The following is an 18,949-nucleotide window of genomic DNA, read 5'->3' on the forward strand; positions in this document are numbered from 1 at the left end:
TCTACATCTACATCTACATCTGAACCCTTTTAAATGACCCCTTGTACCTTTTTATTCCATCAAAGTTTGCGCTTTTATTTTAGTGTCATAAATATGATGAATAATGTAGATATCTAGATTGTCGACAATTTATCAGTTTGCAGGTTGACGTTAACGTAAAGTGTATCTATATTGTTGGCATTCGGTAAATACAACTGTGTGGCTTTTAAATGGTTTTTTTTCAAGAGCAAGCTGTAACCTCTTCAGATAAAACATATTTTCAGTTGAGAGAGGAAATAGTAGAGGGTTTGATCCCTGCTGGAGCTAAGCTCAGTGAAGTTGAATTGTCGACAAAGTTTGAGGTCAGTCGAGCAGTTATTCGAGAAGCTATTAACCGCTTAGAAGCATGTAACATTGTTGAGCGCAAAGCCAATGTAGGTGCGCGTGTCGTAACGCTTACGGAAGACGGTCTACTTGAGTTATATCAGATCCGTGAAGCATTGGAAGGCATGGCTGCAAGGCTTGCTGCGCAAAATATGCCTGAGGCTGAGATTTATGAACTCAGTAGCTTATTGGAGGGACAGCAAGATGAAGTCAGACAAAACCACACTTATTACCAAGAAGCGGGTGATTTAGATTTTCACTATCGAATCATTGTGGGCAGTAAAAATCAGCAACTAATCACCATGTTAAGTAATGGTATTTACCACTTGGCTAGGATGTACCGAGTTCAGTTGGGAATGACTGGGCCTCGAGTTACAACGGCTTATGACGAGCACAAGCATATTGTAAGAGCGATTTCTAATCGAGATGGCGAATTGGCCGAAATATTGATGCGACGCCATATCCAATATTCTAAAAATAATATTGCCGTCAAGCTAACTAAAATGAAGTAAACATCACAGGAGAATACACCATCATGAGTGCAGGAAAAAAATTTCGTGACGCATTAAATGCAAATCAGCCTTTACAAATTGTGGGAACTATCAATGCTTACAGCGCAATAATGGCAAAGCAAATTGGTCACCAAGCAATATACTTATCTGGTGGTGGTGTAGCTAATGCTTCTTATGGCCTACCTGATCTTGGGATGACTTCACTCAACGATGTGATTGCAGATGTACAGCGTATTACGTCGGCATGTGATCTACCTCTAATGGTAGATATCGATACTGGTTGGGGTGGTGCGTTTAACATTGCTAAAACAATCAGAGACATGGAAAAGGCGGGTGCTGCAGCCGTACATATTGAAGACCAAGTAGCGCAAAAGCGCTGTGGTCACAGACCAAATAAAGAAATCGTGTCTACTGAAGAAATGGTCGATCGCATTAAAGCAGCGGTTGATGCTCGCACAGATAAAGACTTTTTTATTATGGCGCGTACCGATGCATTTGCACAAGAAGGGCTTGATGCGGCGATAGCACGTGCTAAAGCGTATGTTGAAGCTGGTGCAGACGGCATTTTTGCAGAAGCGATTCAAACTGAAGAGCATTATAGAGCTTTTTCAGAGGCATTAGATGTGCCTATTTTGGCGAACATGACTGAGTTTGGTAAGACCGAATTATGGAATAAAAAAGAGCTAGCTGATTGGGGCGTTGGAATGGTCCTCTATCCGCTAAGTGCATTTCGTGCGATGAACAAAGCTGCGGAGCTGGTGTATCGAACATTACTGAACGACGGTGATCAAAAAGCAGTGGTCGATACCATGCAGACTCGTATGGATTTATATGATTACCTTGGTTACCACGAATACGAACAAAAGCTCGATGCGCTGTTCGCCGAAGGCAAGAACAAGTAACTAACAGTATAAAGAGCGTGCACAAGCGCGCTCACAATAAAGATTTAAAATTCAGCAGGTAAAAATTTCAGGAGAAAGTTATGGCTAAAGTACTAAGTGGTGCAGGTCTGCGTGGTCAAGTTGCAGGGAAAACTGCGTTATCAACAGTTGGAAAATCAGGCTCAGGGTTAACTTATCGTGGTTATGACGTAAAAGACCTTGCCGAAAGTTGTCAATTCGAAGAGGTTGCGTACTTAATTCTAAAAGGCAAGCTACCTAACCAAAGTGAGTTAGATGAATATAAAGCACTGCTTAAATCAATGCGCGGCTTGCCAGTTGCGTTAAAAGATGTATTAGAGCGTATCCCTGCTGATGCACACCCAATGGATGTACTTCGTACGGGTTGTTCAATGCTTGGTAACTTAGAGGGTGAGGCAAGCTTTGATGAGCAGGGTAAAGTGACTGACCGTATGCTTGCTTGTTTCCCTAGTATTATTTGTTACTGGTATCGATTTAGCCATGACGGCGTGCGCGTTGATGTTGAAACTGATGATGATTCAATTGGCGCTCACTTCTTACACCTGTTACGCGGTGAAAAGCCATCTGAGCTTCATGAGCGCGTTATGCACGTATCTCTTATTCTTTATGCTGAGCACGAGTTCAATGCGTCGACGTTTACAGCGCGTGTTTGTGCCTCAACGTTATCTGATATGCATTCTTGTGTTACTGGTGCAATCGGTTCTTTACGTGGTCCTCTTCACGGCGGTGCCAACGAAGCTGCAATGGAAATGATTGAACGTTTTGAGTCACCAGAGCATGCTGAACAAGAAATGATGGGTATGTTGGAGCGTAAAGAAAAAATCATGGGCTTTGGTCACGCGATTTATTCAGAATCTGATCCACGTAACGAAATCATCAAAACATGGTCTGAAAAGCTTGCTGCGGATGTCGGTGATTCGGTGCTTTACCCAGTTTCAGTACGCTGTGAAGAAGTGATGTGGCGTGAGAAAAAGTTGTTCTGTAATGCGGATTTCTTCCACGCATCTGCATATAACTTCATGGGTATACCAACTAAATTATTTACGCCAATTTTTGTGATGTCTCGTTTAACAGGTTGGGCTGCGCATGTTATGGAACAGCGTGCTGACAACCGTATTATCCGTCCTTCAGCTGAGTATACCGGCGAAGAGCTTCGCCCAGTGCCTGCTATTGCAGAGCGTTAATACTCGCGACTTGCACATCGTGTTTTAGTCGCCAACATGGAACACTTTGGACGTGTTCCATGTTGAGTACACCGTCACTTCTTCAGTTGGAAAGCAGTTATGAATACCCAATACCGTAAACGATTACCTGATTCGACCCTATGCTATTACGATACGCGCGAGGCCATTGAGGCGATAAAGCCAGGTGCCTATGCCGAATTACCTTATACCTCAAAAGTACTGGCAGAAAACTTAGTTCGCAGAGCAGATCCTGAAAAACTTAATGATTATTTAACGCAAATTGTCGAGCGCCGTCGAGATCTTGATTTTCCATGGTTTCCAGCTCGTGTTGTCTGCCATGATATTCTTGGTCAAACAGCCCTTGTTGATTTGGCTGGTTTGCGCGATGCGATTGCGGCCAAAGGAGGCGATCCGGCGAAAGTGAATCCAGTTGTGCCGACACAGTTAATTGTTGACCACAGTTTAGCCGTAGAACATGCGGGCTTTGAAGAAAACGCGTTTGAAAAAAACCGCGCGATAGAAGATCGTCGCAACGATGACCGCTTTCACTTCATTAACTGGACCAAAACTGCGTTTAAAAATGTGGACGTGATCCCTCCTGGAAATGGCATTTTGCATCAAATCAATTTAGAGAAAATGTCTCCTGTTATTCAAGCTCGCGATGGTGTCGCATTCCCTGACACATTGGTGGGGACTGACAGTCACACACCGCATGTCGATGCGTTAGGCGTGATTGCAATCGGTGTCGGCGGCCTTGAAGCTGAAAGCGTCATGTTAGGACGTGCGTCCTATATGCGTTTACCTGATATTGTTGGTGTTGAGTTGGTTGGCAAGCGTCAACCGGGGATCACAGCAACAGATATTGTACTGGCGATCACTGAATTTTTACGAAACGAAAAAGTCGTTTCGACCTATTTAGAGTTTTTCGGTGAAGGTGCCAATGACCTTACCCTAGGTGACCGTGCAACTATTTCAAATATGACACCAGAATATGGCGCGACGGCGGCAATGTTCTACATCGATCAAAAGACCATAGACTACTTAAAACTGACAGGCCGTGATGATGATCAGGTAGAGTTAGTAGAGCAGTATGCAAAGCTGACCGGGCTATGGGCAGACTCAATGACAGAGGCTAAGTACGAGCGTGTACTTAAGTTTGACTTGTCGAGTGTGGGCCGCAACTTAGCTGGTCCTTCAAATCCGCATCGCCGTGTAGCTACACAAGATTTAGCTAAACAAGGCATAGTGGCAGATTACGAAAAAACAGAAGATAAAATGCCAGATGGTGCTGTTATCATCGCGGCTATCACCAGTTGTACTAATACCAGTAACCCAAGAAATGTTGTTGCAGCGGGCCTGCTGGCGAGAAATGCAAATAAGCTAGGCCTGAAGCGTAAACCTTGGGTAAAAACTTCGTTTGCTCCAGGCTCGAAGGCTGTGCGCTCTTATATGACAGAGGCAGATCTATTACCTGAATTAGAAGCGCTTGGTTTTGGTATCGTTGCGTTTGCATGTACGACCTGTAATGGTATGAGCGGTGCACTTGACCCGAAGATCCAACAAGAAGTGATTGATAGAGATTTATATGCCACAGCCGTTTTATCTGGCAACCGTAACTTTGATGGTCGTATCCACCCATATGCTAAACAGGCGTTCCTAGCTTCGCCTCCTTTGGTTGTCGCGTATGCGATAGCTGGTAGTGTGCGTTTTGATATTGAGCAAGATGTATTGGGTCATGACCAAGCAGGTAATCCGGTTACACTGAAAGACATTTGGCCTAGCGATGAAGAAATTGATGCGGTAATTGCTAAGAGCGTTAAACCTCAGCAATTTAGAGAAGTATATGACCCGATGTTTAATTTGAGTGTTGATTACGGAGAGGATAATGATCCACTGTATGACTGGCGTGAAATGAGCACCTATATTCGTCGTCCACCGTATTGGGAAGGTGCGCTTGCCGGGGAGCGAACAATGAAAGGGATGAGACCTTTGGCTATCTTAGGCGATAACATTACAACAGATCACCTTTCTCCTTCTAATGCGATAATGGCAAGTAGTGCGGCAGGCGAATACCTTGCCAAAATGGGGCTACCTGAGGAAGACTTTAACTCTTACGCAACCCACCGGGGTGATCACTTAACTGCTCAGCGCGCCACTTTTGCAAACCCGAAATTGCTTAACGAAATGGTTAAGGAAAACGGGGAAGTGAAACAAGGTTCTTTAGCTCGTGTCGAGCCTGAAGGGCAGGTTACGCGAATGTGGGAAGCGATTGAAACTTATATGGACAGAAAGCAGCCGCTGATCATTGTTGCAGGTGCAGATTATGGTCAAGGTTCTTCGCGCGATTGGGCTGCCAAAGGGGTTCGTCTTGCGGGTGTTGAAGTGATTGTCGCTGAAGGGTTCGAGCGTATTCATAGAACTAACTTGATTGGTATGGGTGTACTACCGCTTGAATTTAAATCGGGCACTACAAGACTGACGCTTGGCTTAGATGGCACTGAAACTTATGACGTGATTGGTGAGCGCACACCAGGTACGACACTAACTCTGGTGATAAACCGCCAAAATGGTGAGCGTGTTGAAGTCGAAGTGACATGCCGATTAGATACCGCTGAAGAAGTATCAATTTACGAAGCCGGTGGCGTGTTACAGCGTTTTGCAAAGGACTTTTTAGAGGCTAACGCTTAATTAAAATCATCAAATTAAACCCAAGCTTAGCTTGGGTTTATTGTTAGGAAGGACTATGAGTTTCAAACCACAAATCAAAATACCCGCAACTTATATGCGCGGTGGTACGTCAAAAGGCGTCTTTTTTAATTTAGAAGATTTACCAAAAGGGGCACAGGTTGCTGGTAAGTTGCGGGATGATATTTTACTGCGGGTTATTGGTAGTCCAGATCCTTATGGTAAGCAAACCGATGGGATGGGCGGTGCTACGTCTAGCACGAGTAAAACAGTGATTTTATCAAAAAGCACACAAGCTGATCACGATGTTGATTACCTTTTTGGCCAAGTCGCAATTGATAAACCGTTTATTGATTGGAGTGGTAATTGCGGCAATTTAACTGCTGCTGTTGGTGCTTTTGCTATCAGTAATGGATTAGTTGATCGAGCGCGAGTACCGGAAAATGGTGTGGCAATTGTACGTATTTGGCAGGCCAATATTGGTAAAACTATTGTCGCTCATATCCCTGTGACAAATGGCGAAGTGCAAGAGACGGGGGATTTCGAGCTTGATGGTGTGACTTTCCCCGCAGCTGAAGTTGTGGTCGAATTTCTGGACCCGGCAGATGCCGATGCAGATATGTTCCCAAGTGGTAACTTGATAGATGTGCTTGAGGTGCCGGATGAGGGGGCTTTTGATGTGACCATGATAAATGCAGGTATTCCAACGCTCTTTATCAAGGCAAATGATTTAGGCTTTGAAGGTGTTGAGTTGCAAGAAGCGATAAATGGTGACGATAAAATATTGCAGAGGCTCGAAAAAATCCGCGCTTATGGTGCGTTAAAAATGGGTTTAATCAAGGACCTTGAAGAAGCTAAGGTTCGACAGCATACTCCAAAAATTGCTTTTGTGAGTGGTGCTCAAGGGTACACTGCATCTAGTGGTAAGGTAGTTGATGCACAAGAGATAGACCTCAATGTGCGTGCCTTATCTATGGGGAAACTGCACCATGCTATGATGGGGACTGCGGCGGTTGCAATTGCGACTGCGGCCGCAATTCCTGGGACTATTGTTAATGAAGCTGCTGGTGGAGGTGAACGAAACCAAGTTACATTTGGACACCCTTCGGGCACGCTCAAGGTTGGCGCAGAAGCTGAGCAAAGCGGTCAGAGGTGGTTGGCGAAGAAAGCCATTATGAGCCGCAGTGCGAGAGTATTAATGGAGGGGGTTGTTCGTATCCCAGATCCAGAGTAATGATCAAGGGTTTAAGGCGACAAGTCTTAGACCCTGACTTTCCCCTCATCCTATCAAATTAAAAATTAATCAAATTTAAAAACGTTTGGAGATCTTATGCTTGAAGCAGTTATTTCTCTCGCAGTCACCGCTTTTTTACTTTTAGGTTCACCAGGTCCTGCCCCCTTAGCGCTTGCAGCAGTTGGCGCAAGTTCAGGAGTAAAAGCGGGAGCACCTTTTCTCTTAGGTATTTTGACTGGTCTCTCCGTCGCTATTGCGGCTGCTGCAACAGGGCTTGGGGCACTATTGCTCAGTTTCCCTCAGCTGACACAAGGCTTGCAGATAGCAGCGTTACTTTACCTATTTTATGTTGCGTATAAAATTGCGACCAACCGCAGTGGTCTATCTAGTGCAGGAGACAAACCAGTCGGGTTTTTAGACGGGTTTATTCTAAATTTATTTAACCCCAAAGCATACGCAGCTTGTATTGCGATATTCGCCAATACATCAATTCCTGCGGCGTCTCAGGTTCAAGCAAGTGCAATAGCCGCTTTAGTATTGTTTCTGGTCGCTGCGATTGCTGATTCTTTGTGGCTTTATTTTGGTGGGATCTTACATCGTGTAGTTAAAACACCGCAACAACTTAAGTATTTAAGACTATTTTTTGCGAGTTTATTAGTTTTACTTTTAGTGTATGTCATTCTATCCTCAAATTTAACTTAACTTTATAAAAAACGGCAAGTTATGGGTATATCTAAAGAGCAGTTTATCGGCTTCGTTAAGACCCTTCTCAGAGCAAAAAAAAGCACAGTTGCCAAGGCTGAAATCAAAGCCATGGTGGATTACTTAGGAAAGGTGACAGGAGTATTCAGTAGTACAGATATGAACGCTTCTGAAAAAGCACAAACTGCATCAGGAGTTGCTATTTCACCAGTTCAAGCCGCCAAATGCTTTGAAGAAACGGTACGTACCCAGATATTTTGTCAGGGAGTTGCTCAAGCAATACAAGATAAAATTACCAAGAATATATCCCCGGTTCGGGTTTTGTACGCAGGTACAGGGCCGTATGCAACACTTTTGCTGCCTTTGTTGGCAGCAAGCGATAACTTACCTTTGGAAATAACTTTAATTGATATTCACAAGGAGAATATCAATGCTGTAAACAAGCTAATTAACCATTTTGATTTAGAACACTACAATATCAGTGTAAATCAGGGAGATGCGACGTTATGGCAAAAACCACCGTCTCAGAGCGACTTTGATATTGTGATATCGGAAACGATGACAGCATTACTTAAGCGAGAACCGCAGGTCTATATATTCAAACACCTAGTACGGTATTTGAAACCTTGTGGGGTAATGATCCCGGAAGACGTGAGTCTTAAAGCTTGGTTGACTAAGGTCGAAGGTGAGCGGCAAGGCACTCAATTGCTAGGTGAGTTTTTTCGACTTGATAAGCAAACCTCGCTTGCTTTGAGCCAAGGGGATCACGGGAGCTTTAAGTCAAACCTGACGATCCCACACGGAGATTGGTCAGGCTACACAGTTAACCTGACGACGGATATTATAGTCTATCGTAATTTGACTCTCACTGAAGGGGATTGCAGTTTGAATATCGCCTTTAACTTTAGTCCCTACGATGTTGTCCTTGAGCAAAACCACCCCATTTGTTTTGAATATGTTGCTCCGCAATCCCCTGACTTTTCGATATTATTTCCAAAGGCACAATGGCAAGCTAGCAGTTACACTTTACCTGACAGCAGTGAACTGGGTAAGTTGGGGTTAGTGCATTTAAAACGGACGTTTCAAAGAGCGTATATGGTAAAACGAGGAGAGCGTTTTACTATTGCCCCCCATGAGTGGCATGCTGAATTAGGCTTGTATGAAATGCTGGGACTGAGCTGTGCTCAAGTGTCGTCAAAAATGTATGAACTAGAAAATTATGACGAATTCGAAACTTGGATAGGGGCGCAGGTGGGCAAGCTGTCAGAAACGCAAACTCAAACAATCAACACTGCATTTCTTGCGAAACTGGAAGCGTTAGAACAGAACTAAAACTGAGCTTGCATAGACATTTCAAGAGACTGTTCATCATCACTTTGTTCTTGATAGCGTGCTTTGACAAAAAAGCTATGATTGACAAAGTATTTGCCTTCAACGAGCAAATGAGACTCGTTGCTGCCCAAACCTAAGGCAAAGTGCTGGTTAAAATAGTAGTTTGCGATAAAGTTGTTGTGATTTTTGCTATTAGAGTTTTCATGTGTCAAATCCAGCGTGAAATACTTTTGATCCCCTAAATGTCGGAAGTAACGCACTTCAACTTGCCAGTTTTCAAATTCGTCATCACTGACAAGTGTTGTGCCTACGTATGAATTGGTGTCGATATCAATATTTAATTGACTTTGCAGCCAAGTTATATCGTCACCACTAGCTTGACGTTGATGGCGAACACTGAGTTTTAAACTATCGTAGAACAAATAACCTAGGCCTAGGGTGTTATTGTCGCTGGTATCACCTAAATCTTCAATGCTCGCAGTGGCAAACCAGTTGGCAATAAATAGCTCACCCTCCACGCCTGAAAATACATTGCGTTCATCATTATTGTATGTGAGCCGAATATTAGAGTCTGTATCTAGATAGCCGAAATCGTCCCAAACCCAAAAATAAGCTTGTGGCGCGAAATAATAGTGTGTACTCACCTGTAAAGTATGCGTGTCAGCATCTTCCAATTTTGTGTATGTTGCTTGATTAAACCATGTTTTCTCCGGCTGCGCATAACTATACGAGGTCACGATACTTAAGAAAATAATTGTTAGTAATTTCAAAGAGTTTACCATTTCTTATACTTTGTTTAATGTACAGTTTGATGAGAGCGTTTAACTTTAATGATAGTCCATTTAATAAAATGTGCGTGATAGTCCATTATGAACTATTGTAAAAAGGACATTGTTTACTTAATTTTTACTTTTCAAGTTGGGACGGGCAATGAGCGAATTCCACGGTATTTCAGTGGGCACGGAACGCCGGGACTTTGGACTATTACTCAGTTTTAAGGCGGTTGGTCGATTGACTCACAAAGACTATGTCGTCGTTTTACCTATTGTTGATCAAGTCGTATCGCAATATAGAAGTGGCGAAATTTACGTGCTGATAGATATAACTGAATTGACCGGGTGGGAAATGGGAGAGGCTGTGACTGACATTCGTCTTGCCTTTCAATACAGTGACCAGTTTAAGAAAACAGCTGTGATCGGCTGCACTAAATGGCAGCGCGTCACGTCTATTCTGGGTGGCTGGATTTTAGGAGGAAAAACCCGTTATTTTTCAGAAGTACACGCCGCGCAAAAGTGGTTGAATCACCGCTGAAAGGTATTTTGATTTTCGAGAGCGCCGCTCTTGATTTAGAATACTTTTTCCGACCAAAATAGCAAAAACATTACAGGTATAGAGGAAGTTTGCGATGGCAAGTGTATTGATCACAGGTGCAAATCGAGGGATCGGTTTGGCGTTGGTGAATGTTTATCTAACGTGTGGCTGGCATGTATTAGCGACGGTAAGAAACCCAGCTTTAGCTATAGAGTTACAGCAATTACGTTCCCAACAAAAAGACGAGCGGTTAGATATTTTCCCTTTAGATGTTACCGATTACGAACAGCTTCGTCATCTAGCCCTATCTTTAGCCGATCGCCCTATTGACGTAGTAATCAATAATGCAGGTTTGTACGGGCCTAAAGGCTATGGTTTTGGCAACTGTGATGTGGATGCGTGGCGCAGTGTCATGGAGGTCAACGCGATTGCCCCAGCAAAGCTTGCTGAAGCGTTTTACCCGAATTTACGCTTGGGTGAGCGTAAAATTTTTGCGGCACTTTCTTCACGGGTTGGCAGTCATACGGAAAATACCAAAGGTGGCGGTTATATTTATCGTAGCTCAAAGGCTGCTTTAAACTCTGTCGTTAAAAGTTTGTCAAATGATTTATTACCAGAGGGGATCAAAACTGTTGCACTACACCCCGGCTGGGTTAAAACAGAAATGGGTGGGCCAAATGCACTTATATCAGCACAAGAGTCAGCTCTGGGACTTAAACGTGTCATAGATAACTTATCCGATTCCGACAGTGGAGGCTTCTTAAGTTTCGATGGTAGCCATATCCCTTGGTAAACTTGTGAAGGGTAATATGGCGTACCTAATAAAAACCCAAATAGGGCCGTCAATGTTTAGAAATTTCTTTACCAATGTGAAAATTTAATTAGAAATTATTTTCGCCTTTAGTTATGTGTGTTTAGACGTTTTTTATAAAAATATTTATTTGTAACTCATTAATATTTAAAAGAAATTTTAGCTTTTGTTTTACACGAAGTTGATGTTTGTGTAGCATTGCATTTAAGAAAAGCTTATCTATGATGGGACACACTTTGAGCACATGTAATCAAGAAGGGAAGCTGCGATCAAATCAAGCTCAGCTAAAAGTGCAATATGGACTGAGTACTTTAAGAAATGAAACAGAGCTTTCTCAAGCGCAGTTGGGTAAAACGATGGCGGTCTTTGAAAACCAAGTCACTAACTGCAATTGGGACAGTGGAAAAACAGCAATCCCATTTATAAAACTTTTAGACATATTAATGATTTGCGGGTCATCAATAGACAATTATTGTCGATTTTTGCGTGGCTTTGATCAGGTTGAAAAAAAGTAACCTAATCAGCTTCGTTTTGTTTGATGATTTGGGTTTAATACTACTGGTAAGCATTGATACCAAAATAGCAAAGATAAAGCCCACAAGATGATGTGGGCTTTTTAATTAAACGTCGTAATTACTGACACTTAATTGTTGCATATAGCTGATAACACTGGTTTTTACTACCAGTGCTTTTGTAAGTCCATGACTTTCCATACCAATCGTAATTTGCGTATGATGACTCATCTTCACCACAAGTGATTGTGCTACCACTTACTTCTTGATTGTGGCCGCGCTCTTCACAAAACTGGTTACCGTTTGTTGGACCAACAAAGAACTGTTGTAGGCGACCATTTACCCATACGCGAGGACTGTAGTAAGTCACAACGCCTGAAGCGAATACGCCTTGGCTTGCTGCAATTGTTACTTCTGCTTTCTCAAATGCTACGTTACTATTTTCAGCGCTTTCAAGTTCAACTGTATTAGCTGCAGCTACACCCGAAAGACCAGCAAAAACACTCGCGATCACTAACTTTTTCATTTTATTTTCCTTATTTGATTTTAATTGCCTGTTCCATTAAACGGTTCAAATATTGAATTAAGATGTGATTTTTGTGTATTTTTTATTCAGTTTTAATTTTCTACACAGAGCGCATGTGATGCTAAGAGAGCCTGCTATTAAAACAGGCGGTCTTTAAATTGAGCGTAGTTATAATAACCTAGCTGTCCTATGCGACTGAGCCGGGCAAATGGCACGCTGGGAGCGGCTTTTCGGTAGATTGGTAATGTCGGCGTTGATTTAGTAACTGTCATTTGAGATAGGCGAAATGCCGCTTGTGCACTGAAAGCGACGCCAGCGCCGCAATAGCCAATTGCATAACCAACATTGTCATTGAAATGTATATGCGGGTGGTCATCCAGTGTTGCTGCGATATATCCATGCCAATAGTATTGAGCACGCAGTGCACTTAACGATGGGAACCCTGCGTGCATGGCACTAGTGAGGTGTACTTGATACTTTTTTTTGTTTTGATCTTTACCGTATACAGCGCCTCTACCGCCAAACAATAATCTATTATCTGGTAATAAACGGTAATAGTATTTGAGTGTACGAGTATCCATCATCACTTGATGAGTTTTGAGCCCCGTGGCGGCTAGTTCATCCGCAGTAAGTGGTCGTGTCACTAAAATACTACTTAATATGGGGATGTACTTTTTGTTGATGGTAGAGTGAAAATTTTGACTATTATATGCATTGCCTGTTATTAGCAGTTTATTGGCTCTAAGCTGTTGACCGTGAACAGATACAACATGTGTTTCGCGATCTTTGAACACCCGTTCAGCTAGACTATTTTCAAAGATGTCAGCGCCGGCAGATATGGCAATTTCTTTATAGGCTTGCAGTAGTTTTAATGGATTTAAACCAAACCCATGCTGATTTCGAACTGCGCCATAAACGTTGGGCATGTCGATGTATTTTGATTTTAACTCATGCTGACTGATAAAAGAGAGCTTTGTATCTGAAAAGGTCCGTTTTGCGAATTCAAGTCCAGCTTGTAATGAAGCCATCGCTTTTTCAGAATGCGCAATTTTCAAATAGCCGTGTTCTTGTTTGTCACAATCAATTTTGTGCTCATGTATTAATTCATCTAACCTTAAAACGCCACTTTGGTATTCTTGATATACTTGTCGTGCTATGTCCTCTCCCCAATTTTTACACATGTCTAGTGCACCTAGGCGTCCAGTAGTTGGCAGCGCAAATCCTGCATTCCTAGCACTGGCGCCAAAACCAACTTGGTTGGCCTCAAGTACACATACTTTCTGATCATATAGCTTTGAAAGAAAGTAAGCACTTAATAACCCAGTGAATCCGCCGCCAACTATGATGACGTCATAGCAGTCTGATTGCCTCGGTTGGCGAATTGTATTGTCCAATACACCTAGGCTTGCCCAATAGGTGTCGGGGCAAGGTTGCCCTTGGCAATGATTGTTGTATAGCGGGTCGTATGTATTCATGTGAACTCGATCACCATCTCTGCTGCCTGACAGTGGCACTCGTTACCGCAGATAGGACATTCGTAGCCATCGTTGATACAGTTTTCTAGCCAGCGATCATCGTGAAGTTTGATGAGCTTCCCTCCCGATTTAGTAAAATATTTTACAGCACCATTGCCTGGACTTTGTTGCCATAAATGAGCCACGCCGGCTTTTGCCCCCTGTTTTTTCAATACTTCAATTGATGCCGCTAATAATTTAGGGCCTATCCCTTGGCCTTGTGCTCTTGGATCTATCGCGATGCACTTGAAGTAAGCCATTTGTTCGATATCGACAGGCCAATCTGCGGGTGTGCACCATTTATCGATAGGCCATTGATCAGCACAATAAGTTAGTCGAAAGCCAATTACTTGATTTGACTCATTGATTGCAACAAAGGAGGCGTTGAGCGATTTCTTGAGCCCCATTTGATAAATTTGCTCTAGCCGTTCGCTATCAAGGTAGTTATCGCCATGTACCAAATTTCCCAATGAAATAACTTGAGAAAAATAATCATGACTAAGTTGTGTAAGTTTGATCATCTTACTTGTTCTTTTTTCTAATAATATTTCCCTATTTTGCAGAACATCGTGTGATAATCAAGTTTGCAATTGTTCAAAAAATAGGTAATTCACATTGACAGCGATGTCAATGTGTAATATTTGTTAATTTGATGAGTATTGATATTCATCAAGATAAAAGCAGCTGGTTACTGCTTTTTAGATACAACATATAAAGAGAAATTGAATTCTAATTCTATTTAATTCAACAACATGTAAAGGTAAATTATGAATAACTGCAAAATAAAGGTCAGCAAACTCGCTGCACTGTGTGTGACTGTATTGTGTGCTAGTCCATTCTCTCACGGAATGAACGTACAGCCGGATCCCAATAACCCCGGAGGTTACCTCGTTTCACGAGCTGATTTAAATGCGGCTGAACAGACTCTTACAGCAGATCCTATGTACGCAATTTGGTCAAAAGCGCTTGAAACTCGCAGTAATGTGGTTGTTGAAGCAATTGTGCCTGGGGCTGCGGCAAATCCGAGCAACGTAAAGCGTGTAGAGCGTGTTTTTGGCCAGACTGAGTGGGACTATTTAACTCAGATGGCTGCACCAGAATACACCTATACTCGCTTCTTACGAGCAATTGGTAAGTTTCCTGCGTTTTGTGGTGAATACACGGATGGGCGTGATGCAGATGCCATCTGTAAAAAGTCTATCGTGACAGCGTTTGCGCATTTTGCGCAAGAAACTGGCGGTCATATTTCTAAGGACAATACGTCAGACAACCCTAATGGACTAGAAGAGTGGCAGCAAGCACTTGTTCATGTTCGAGAAATGGGTTGGTCAGAAGGCCAAGGTGGTTATCGAACGGGCTGTGGCCAAAATGATTGGCAAAATCGCCGTTGGCCTTGTGGTGAAGGGCAAGGGTATTTTGGTAGAGGTGCTAAGCAGCTTTCCTACCATTTTAACTACGGCATGTTCTCTGAAGTCATGTTTGATGGTGATGCAACCGTGCTGCTAAACGATCCCGGCCGAGTGGCTGATTCCTGGCTTAACCTCGCATCCGCCATTTGGTTTTTCTTAACGCCACAAGCGCCTAAGCCAGCTATGTTGCATGTTATTGATAGAACTTGGGTGCCTTCTCAAGTTGAGTTAAATGCAGGTATTGGTTACGGCTTTGGTACGACTATCAACGTGATCAATGGTGGCATCGAGTGTGGTGAGCACAACCGCTACAAAGGTCAACCGGTAAATCGCATTCGTTACTGGGAAGGACTTTCGCACTACTATAATATTCCAATTGAAGCGGACGAAGAGAACACATGTTGGCAGCAAACTCCATTTGGTAGCTTGAATTTAGATGGCGCTAGTGGCGTTCTGTATACAAACTGGGAAGCTAACTGGGCACATTATTCTGACAGACCTGGCGGCCACTCATTTGAATGTAAGCTGGTTGGTTATCAAACTGCATATTCCGCTTTAGTACCGGGAGATTATGAAAAGTGCGTAACCAATTTCTATCAATCTCATACTGGTTGGCCAAGTGTTACAGCTGTTGATACCCTACCTCCGATTGACGTGAAACCGCCTGTAGGGGGTGTTAAAGCATGGGACAGCAATAAAGTTTATCTCAAAGGCGACAAAGCCAGCTACCAAGATAAAATCTATGAAGCAAAATGGTGGACAAAAGGCAATACGCCTAGCCCTACAAACACCAATGGTCCTTGGAAGTTGATTAATTAGTCTTAAAGGGAGCGGGGAAAGCAAATTGCTTTCCCCGCTCCCTCTGTGTGTAATTTAGTGACGGCGTGAAATACTGTAGCTAGCAAAAGTATCGAATAGCTTTGATTCGGCGCGTTTTTCAAAACTTTCCAAACTACTCAAGTAAGCGCTTCTTAAATCATTGAATTCCTGTTCACTATTTAATGCAGTTAACGTCAGTTTAATCGATAGATTTTCAGGTTCGACCGCTTGGTATATGTCGCCATACGTGAACAATGGAATGGTTTCTTGACCATCTGTGATAATCTGCCAACTCACTTCTCCCTGCAAGTCGTTTTCCCAAGTGTAAGTTAAGGTTGCCATATTAACGCGTGGATCAATAGCGCTAAAATCCAGTACTGCAGTATGGTTGTTATTTGGGTCTCCAAAAGAGTCTGAAAGCCCCTTATACGCAGAAGTGAGTGAACCATCTTCATTGATAGGCTGTACGTTTTCAACTTTTCCAGTGTTATCTACTGACGTTAAAACATATGAGTGTGTACTTACGTCCTCGCTAAAATCAAGGCTTGAGCCTGTCTGACTGATAGACAAATAGCTGGTGGTGTTGAGCCCGTTGTAAATGACCAGTTGATTTTGCTCTTGGTATGATGGATGGTTATAAGCCGCGTTGTTGACCACGGTTGCATGGACTTCATCATTGCCAATATACGATGATAAGCTAATGACGCCTCTTGCTTGTATGTCTAATCCAGATAAGTCTAGTAGTGTGCCATGTTCTGTGAATTGAGCTGCTGTTAACTCAACAGTCGCCTGCTCAGATGTGTCTATTAACGTACCTATGTGTGCTGACTTGGACTGTGTAAATATCAGTTTTTTCTTTTCAATAACGCAAGAGGAATGCGTATTCTCTGCATCCTTTAAAAGCATAGGGGTTGCACCGATATTAAATATCGTTGAGTCTGGAGCTTCGGCCTTAAGAGATGCCAATTGGTATTTAATACTGTTGCAAGCACAGTTGCTTTTATTCTCGAAGCTAAGTGAATCTACAGTAAATCCAGCTTGCACGTTTAACAGCGTTTGAATTTGCAAATACTTTTTTCCGTTATTATCAGTAGAGTGGTATAAAAGCGAAATATGCTGCGTATTTTCAGGCAATGTCGAGTTGAGCTTGCCATCGATAAGGGTTTTATCTGAAGAAATAAAATTACCATCTACTGTGTGATAAACGACATCCGCAATGATAGGCTCGTTACTACACGCATTTGTTTTAATTGCTTTAAGTGACACACTAGGCAATATAATTTGGGATGGTGTAGGCTGTTTCATAACGTCTGGCTGGTCGTTCTTTGTGTTGGCATCGCTTCCACTGCCTCCGCCACATCCAGAGAGGGTTAATATACCGAAAACAGCGAGAAATGCACCACTAAACTTAAGCTTCATAATATAGTTCCTTTAATAGACAAACAGTATCCCAAAAGAAGACTATATATTTTATTGAGTGTTTTTTAAACTTAATGATTTAAGTTATGAATAAAAGCATGAAGTAAAAATTCTATTTTTAACTTAATGTGGTAAAGCCTATACATAAAATGAATAGGCTTTATATAGTTTAGTTTAATATCATTTCAATTCGAGCTGGGCCTTGCTTATTTTCATATTTGAATACAAAGTCCTTCCTACCGTTTCGATCTACATCAATTAGCGCAATGTCATGTGGGTTATCTGGTAATGTTCGACTGATTTTTTTATATTCATTTCTTAGTAATTTTCCAGTTGAACCATAGTAAATATAAAGTGACTTATTACTCGATTTAAAAACAATATCATGTTTATTGTCTCCGTTGAGGTCTCCGGTATAAAACGGCAGGCCTCTCATTGAGCGAGTCATATCAATTTCTAATTCAACTTCCTTTTCAGTGCTAGGGCTTTTATCGAATAAAGTATGTGGCTTTTGCCTGAAAAAGCGCATTTCAACATCGACATCTGCTTTGCCGCCGCCAAGCGCGATTGCAGCAATAGTCGTTAGTCCGATGTCGACATCCATGGTTTGCAAGTCCAGTAGTCCATCTCCATCGAAGTCGTACTCCACTCGCATGCCACCAACGCCTAAAGTGTGTGGTAGTTTAATTGCCCCGGAATTAAAGCCTTTTGGTTGTCCTAGATATAAATCGTATTCAACTTTGGCTTCAAGTGCAGAAATCCCTTCTGTGATTGGTCTCGTTCTGGTTATTAAGTCAAGATGACCATCTTGATTGATATCGACCAGTTCCTGAGTCGTGCGTACTTTTTTTCCTTTCAGTTTACCAAAGTCTGTTGGGAGGTGAACAAGGTCGACCGCGTTAGCAAAGCCATTCTTTGCGCCATATAAAACGGCAACTTGTTTGCGCGTACGAAAGACCAGATCGTTTATACCGTCAGCGTTAAAGTCGTGCACAATTGGTAACGATGTGAAGTTTGTACTGATTTCTAGTTCTTCACTTTCACTATATGTATGACTGCGAAGGGGGAGGTTGTAGTCAAAAAAGTGTTGTTTAAACTGGCCATTTTCCTGCTGGATATAGAGTTCACTTCGCGTAAAACCGGGTAAATATATGTCGCTGAGCCCATCTTTATTTACATCTAAAACGAATTCAATCTTTTCAAAGTCATCAGTCTCTAATCGCGTAAGTAGACTGTTGGAGCTGACTAAGCGTTTGGTCTTTGTTTGGGTGGTAACATAGACGCCTTTACTATCTAAAATGAAGGCTTGTACTTCTTTTGAGTTCGCGGTGGTTCCATAATGAAAACCTTTAGACTCTGGGGTAATGTGCAGTAATTGAGACTTATTTTGGCTAAGGTCTATTCGCTCGAGCGCTTTTAGCTCCTCATTTACCGCGAATACAACTGGAGATTCAGTGAGTATAAGTGGGTTTTTGGTATCTAGTTTAAGTGCAAACTCAGTGGCGTAGCCTTGGCTGGCGGCCAGCAAACTCAGCGCAAAGATGGCTTTTTGCTTCATTTTTTATCTCCCAAATCCTGTTTCAGTTGTCACGGTTAAAAGACTTTTATGAGTACATTATCTATTCAGATATAGATCACTAACATGACATGCTTTTGTTTTTATAAAGTAAAGTATGTTGGTTACATTCAATACTAT

Annotated in this window: 17 protein-coding genes; 11 read left to right on the forward strand and 6 right to left on the reverse strand. The window is 42.4% G+C overall.

Annotated elements, in window-relative coordinates:
* The first annotated feature begins 209 nt into the window (after nt 1–209).
* The 7 genes from N483_RS11210 (at nt 210) to N483_RS11240 (ending at nt 8,932) form a co-directional block, all read left to right on the forward strand.
* On the forward strand, nt 210–875 hold the full coding sequence (locus N483_RS11210; RefSeq protein WP_023398378.1) for a GntR family transcriptional regulator: 666 nt from the start codon (nt 210–212) through the stop codon (nt 873–875).
* 23 nt (nt 876–898) lie between these two features.
* The gene (gene prpB, locus N483_RS11215; RefSeq protein WP_023398379.1) at nt 899–1,777 is read left to right on the forward strand and encodes a methylisocitrate lyase; all 879 of its coding nucleotides are present in this window, start codon (nt 899–901) and stop codon (nt 1,775–1,777) included.
* Between the two features lie 80 nt (nt 1,778–1,857).
* Complete coding sequence (gene prpC / locus N483_RS11220) at nt 1,858–2,979, forward strand: bifunctional 2-methylcitrate synthase/citrate synthase (RefSeq protein ID WP_023398380.1); 1,122 nt, start codon at nt 1,858–1,860, stop codon at nt 2,977–2,979.
* 99 nt (nt 2,980–3,078) lie between these two features.
* A complete protein-coding gene (acnD, locus tag N483_RS11225) occupies nt 3,079–5,667 on the forward strand; it encodes a Fe/S-dependent 2-methylisocitrate dehydratase AcnD (protein ID WP_023398381.1) in 2,589 nt (862 codons plus the stop codon).
* 55 nt (nt 5,668–5,722) lie between these two features.
* A complete protein-coding gene (gene prpF, locus N483_RS11230; RefSeq protein ID WP_023398382.1) occupies nt 5,723–6,898 on the forward strand; it encodes a 2-methylaconitate cis-trans isomerase PrpF in 1,176 nt (391 codons plus the stop codon).
* Nucleotides 6,899–6,994: 96 nt separating this feature from the next.
* Nucleotides 6,995–7,600 carry a LysE family translocator gene (locus N483_RS11235; protein ID WP_023398383.1) on the forward strand — a complete coding sequence of 202 codons (606 nt, stop codon included), beginning with the start codon at nt 6,995–6,997 and terminating at the stop codon, nt 7,598–7,600.
* 21 nt (nt 7,601–7,621) lie between these two features.
* Nucleotides 7,622–8,932 carry a methyltransferase domain-containing protein gene (locus N483_RS11240; protein WP_023398384.1) on the forward strand — a complete coding sequence of 437 codons (1,311 nt, stop codon included), beginning with the start codon at nt 7,622–7,624 and terminating at the stop codon, nt 8,930–8,932.
* On the opposite strand, the gene N483_RS11245 is transcribed toward N483_RS11240, so the two are convergent.
* Nucleotides 8,929–9,702 carry a putative porin gene (locus N483_RS11245; RefSeq protein WP_172642403.1) on the reverse strand — a complete coding sequence of 258 codons (774 nt, stop codon included), beginning with the start codon at nt 9,700–9,702 and terminating at the stop codon, nt 8,929–8,931. The two genes, N483_RS11240 and N483_RS11245, sit on opposite strands and share 4 nt — an antisense overlap.
* Before the next feature lie 160 nt (nt 9,703–9,862).
* Here N483_RS11245 and N483_RS11250 point away from each other — a divergent pair, with 160 nt between their 5' ends.
* The 3 genes from N483_RS11250 to N483_RS11260 all read left to right on the forward strand — a co-directional run bounded on the left by N483_RS11250 (nt 9,863) and on the right by N483_RS11260 (nt 11,569).
* Entirely contained in the window at nt 9,863–10,243 is a 381-nt protein-coding gene (locus N483_RS11250; RefSeq protein WP_023398386.1) for an STAS/SEC14 domain-containing protein, read from the forward strand.
* A gap of 94 nt (nt 10,244–10,337) precedes the next feature.
* Complete coding sequence (locus tag N483_RS11255) at nt 10,338–11,036, forward strand: SDR family oxidoreductase (protein ID WP_023398387.1); 699 nt, start codon at nt 10,338–10,340, stop codon at nt 11,034–11,036.
* 254 nt (nt 11,037–11,290) lie between these two features.
* Nucleotides 11,291–11,569 (forward strand): hypothetical protein, encoded by a 279-nt coding sequence (locus tag N483_RS11260; protein WP_155250736.1) that lies wholly within the window; start codon nt 11,291–11,293, stop codon nt 11,567–11,569.
* Between the two features lie 118 nt (nt 11,570–11,687).
* Here the strand turns inward: N483_RS11260 and N483_RS11265 are convergent, their stop codons facing one another.
* From N483_RS11265 to N483_RS11275, 3 genes are all read right to left on the reverse strand, one after another.
* Entirely contained in the window at nt 11,688–12,092 is a 405-nt protein-coding gene (locus N483_RS11265; RefSeq protein ID WP_023398389.1) for a hypothetical protein, read from the reverse strand.
* 137 nt (nt 12,093–12,229) lie between these two features.
* Nucleotides 12,230–13,567, reverse strand: a complete 1,338-nt coding sequence (locus tag N483_RS11270) for an NAD(P)/FAD-dependent oxidoreductase (RefSeq protein WP_023398390.1) — start codon at nt 13,565–13,567, stop codon at nt 12,230–12,232.
* Nucleotides 13,564–14,127 (reverse strand): GNAT family N-acetyltransferase, encoded by a 564-nt coding sequence (locus tag N483_RS11275; protein ID WP_023398391.1) that lies wholly within the window; start codon nt 14,125–14,127, stop codon nt 13,564–13,566. The genes N483_RS11270 and N483_RS11275 overlap by 4 nt, the downstream gene beginning before the upstream one ends.
* A gap of 246 nt (nt 14,128–14,373) precedes the next feature.
* Here N483_RS11275 and N483_RS11280 point away from each other — a divergent pair, with 246 nt between their 5' ends.
* On the forward strand, nt 14,374–15,834 hold the full coding sequence (locus tag N483_RS11280; RefSeq protein ID WP_023398392.1) for a chitinase: 1,461 nt from the start codon (nt 14,374–14,376) through the stop codon (nt 15,832–15,834).
* 54 nt (nt 15,835–15,888) lie between these two features.
* On the opposite strand, the gene N483_RS11285 is transcribed toward N483_RS11280, so the two are convergent.
* Nucleotides 15,889–17,253, reverse strand: coding sequence for a hypothetical protein (locus N483_RS11285; RefSeq protein WP_023398393.1), 1,365 nt, complete (start codon nt 17,251–17,253; stop codon nt 15,889–15,891).
* A gap of 169 nt (nt 17,254–17,422) precedes the next feature.
* Nucleotides 17,423–18,811, reverse strand: coding sequence for an FG-GAP repeat domain-containing protein (locus tag N483_RS11290; protein WP_023398394.1), 1,389 nt, complete (start codon nt 18,809–18,811; stop codon nt 17,423–17,425).
* Nucleotides 18,812–18,949: the final 138 nt, after the last annotated feature.

The sequence above is a fragment of the Pseudoalteromonas luteoviolacea NCIMB 1944 genome (genome assembly GCF_001625565.1).
GTDB lineage: Bacteria > Pseudomonadota > Gammaproteobacteria > Enterobacterales > Alteromonadaceae > Pseudoalteromonas > Pseudoalteromonas luteoviolacea_F.

Bases quoted from the DNA above. Each gene is read 5' to 3' on its own strand.
- N483_RS11210 (WP_023398378.1), top strand. From the start codon at position 210: ATGGTTTTTTTTCAAGAGCAAGCTGTAACCTCTTCAGATAAAACATAT.
- prpB (WP_023398379.1), top strand. From the start codon at position 899: ATGAGTGCAGGAAAAAAATTTCGTGACGCATTAAATGCAAATCAGCCT.
- prpC (WP_023398380.1), top strand. From the start codon at position 1,858: ATGGCTAAAGTACTAAGTGGTGCAGGTCTGCGTGGTCAAGTTGCAGGG.
- acnD (WP_023398381.1), top strand. From the start codon at position 3,079: ATGAATACCCAATACCGTAAACGATTACCTGATTCGACCCTATGCTAT.
- prpF (WP_023398382.1), top strand. From the start codon at position 5,723: ATGAGTTTCAAACCACAAATCAAAATACCCGCAACTTATATGCGCGGT.
- N483_RS11235 (WP_023398383.1), top strand. From the start codon at position 6,995: ATGCTTGAAGCAGTTATTTCTCTCGCAGTCACCGCTTTTTTACTTTTA.
- N483_RS11240 (WP_023398384.1), top strand. From the start codon at position 7,622: ATGGGTATATCTAAAGAGCAGTTTATCGGCTTCGTTAAGACCCTTCTC.
- N483_RS11250 (WP_023398386.1), top strand. From the start codon at position 9,863: ATGAGCGAATTCCACGGTATTTCAGTGGGCACGGAACGCCGGGACTTT.
- N483_RS11255 (WP_023398387.1), top strand. From the start codon at position 10,338: ATGGCAAGTGTATTGATCACAGGTGCAAATCGAGGGATCGGTTTGGCG.
- N483_RS11265 (WP_023398389.1), bottom strand. From the start codon at position 12,092: ATGAAAAAGTTAGTGATCGCGAGTGTTTTTGCTGGTCTTTCGGGTGTA.
- N483_RS11270 (WP_023398390.1), bottom strand. From the start codon at position 13,567: ATGAATACATACGACCCGCTATACAACAATCATTGCCAAGGGCAACCT.
- N483_RS11275 (WP_023398391.1), bottom strand. From the start codon at position 14,127: ATGATCAAACTTACACAACTTAGTCATGATTATTTTTCTCAAGTTATT.
- N483_RS11280 (WP_023398392.1), top strand. From the start codon at position 14,374: ATGAATAACTGCAAAATAAAGGTCAGCAAACTCGCTGCACTGTGTGTG.
- N483_RS11285 (WP_023398393.1), bottom strand. From the start codon at position 17,253: ATGAAGCTTAAGTTTAGTGGTGCATTTCTCGCTGTTTTCGGTATATTA.
- N483_RS11290 (WP_023398394.1), bottom strand. From the start codon at position 18,811: ATGAAGCAAAAAGCCATCTTTGCGCTGAGTTTGCTGGCCGCCAGCCAA.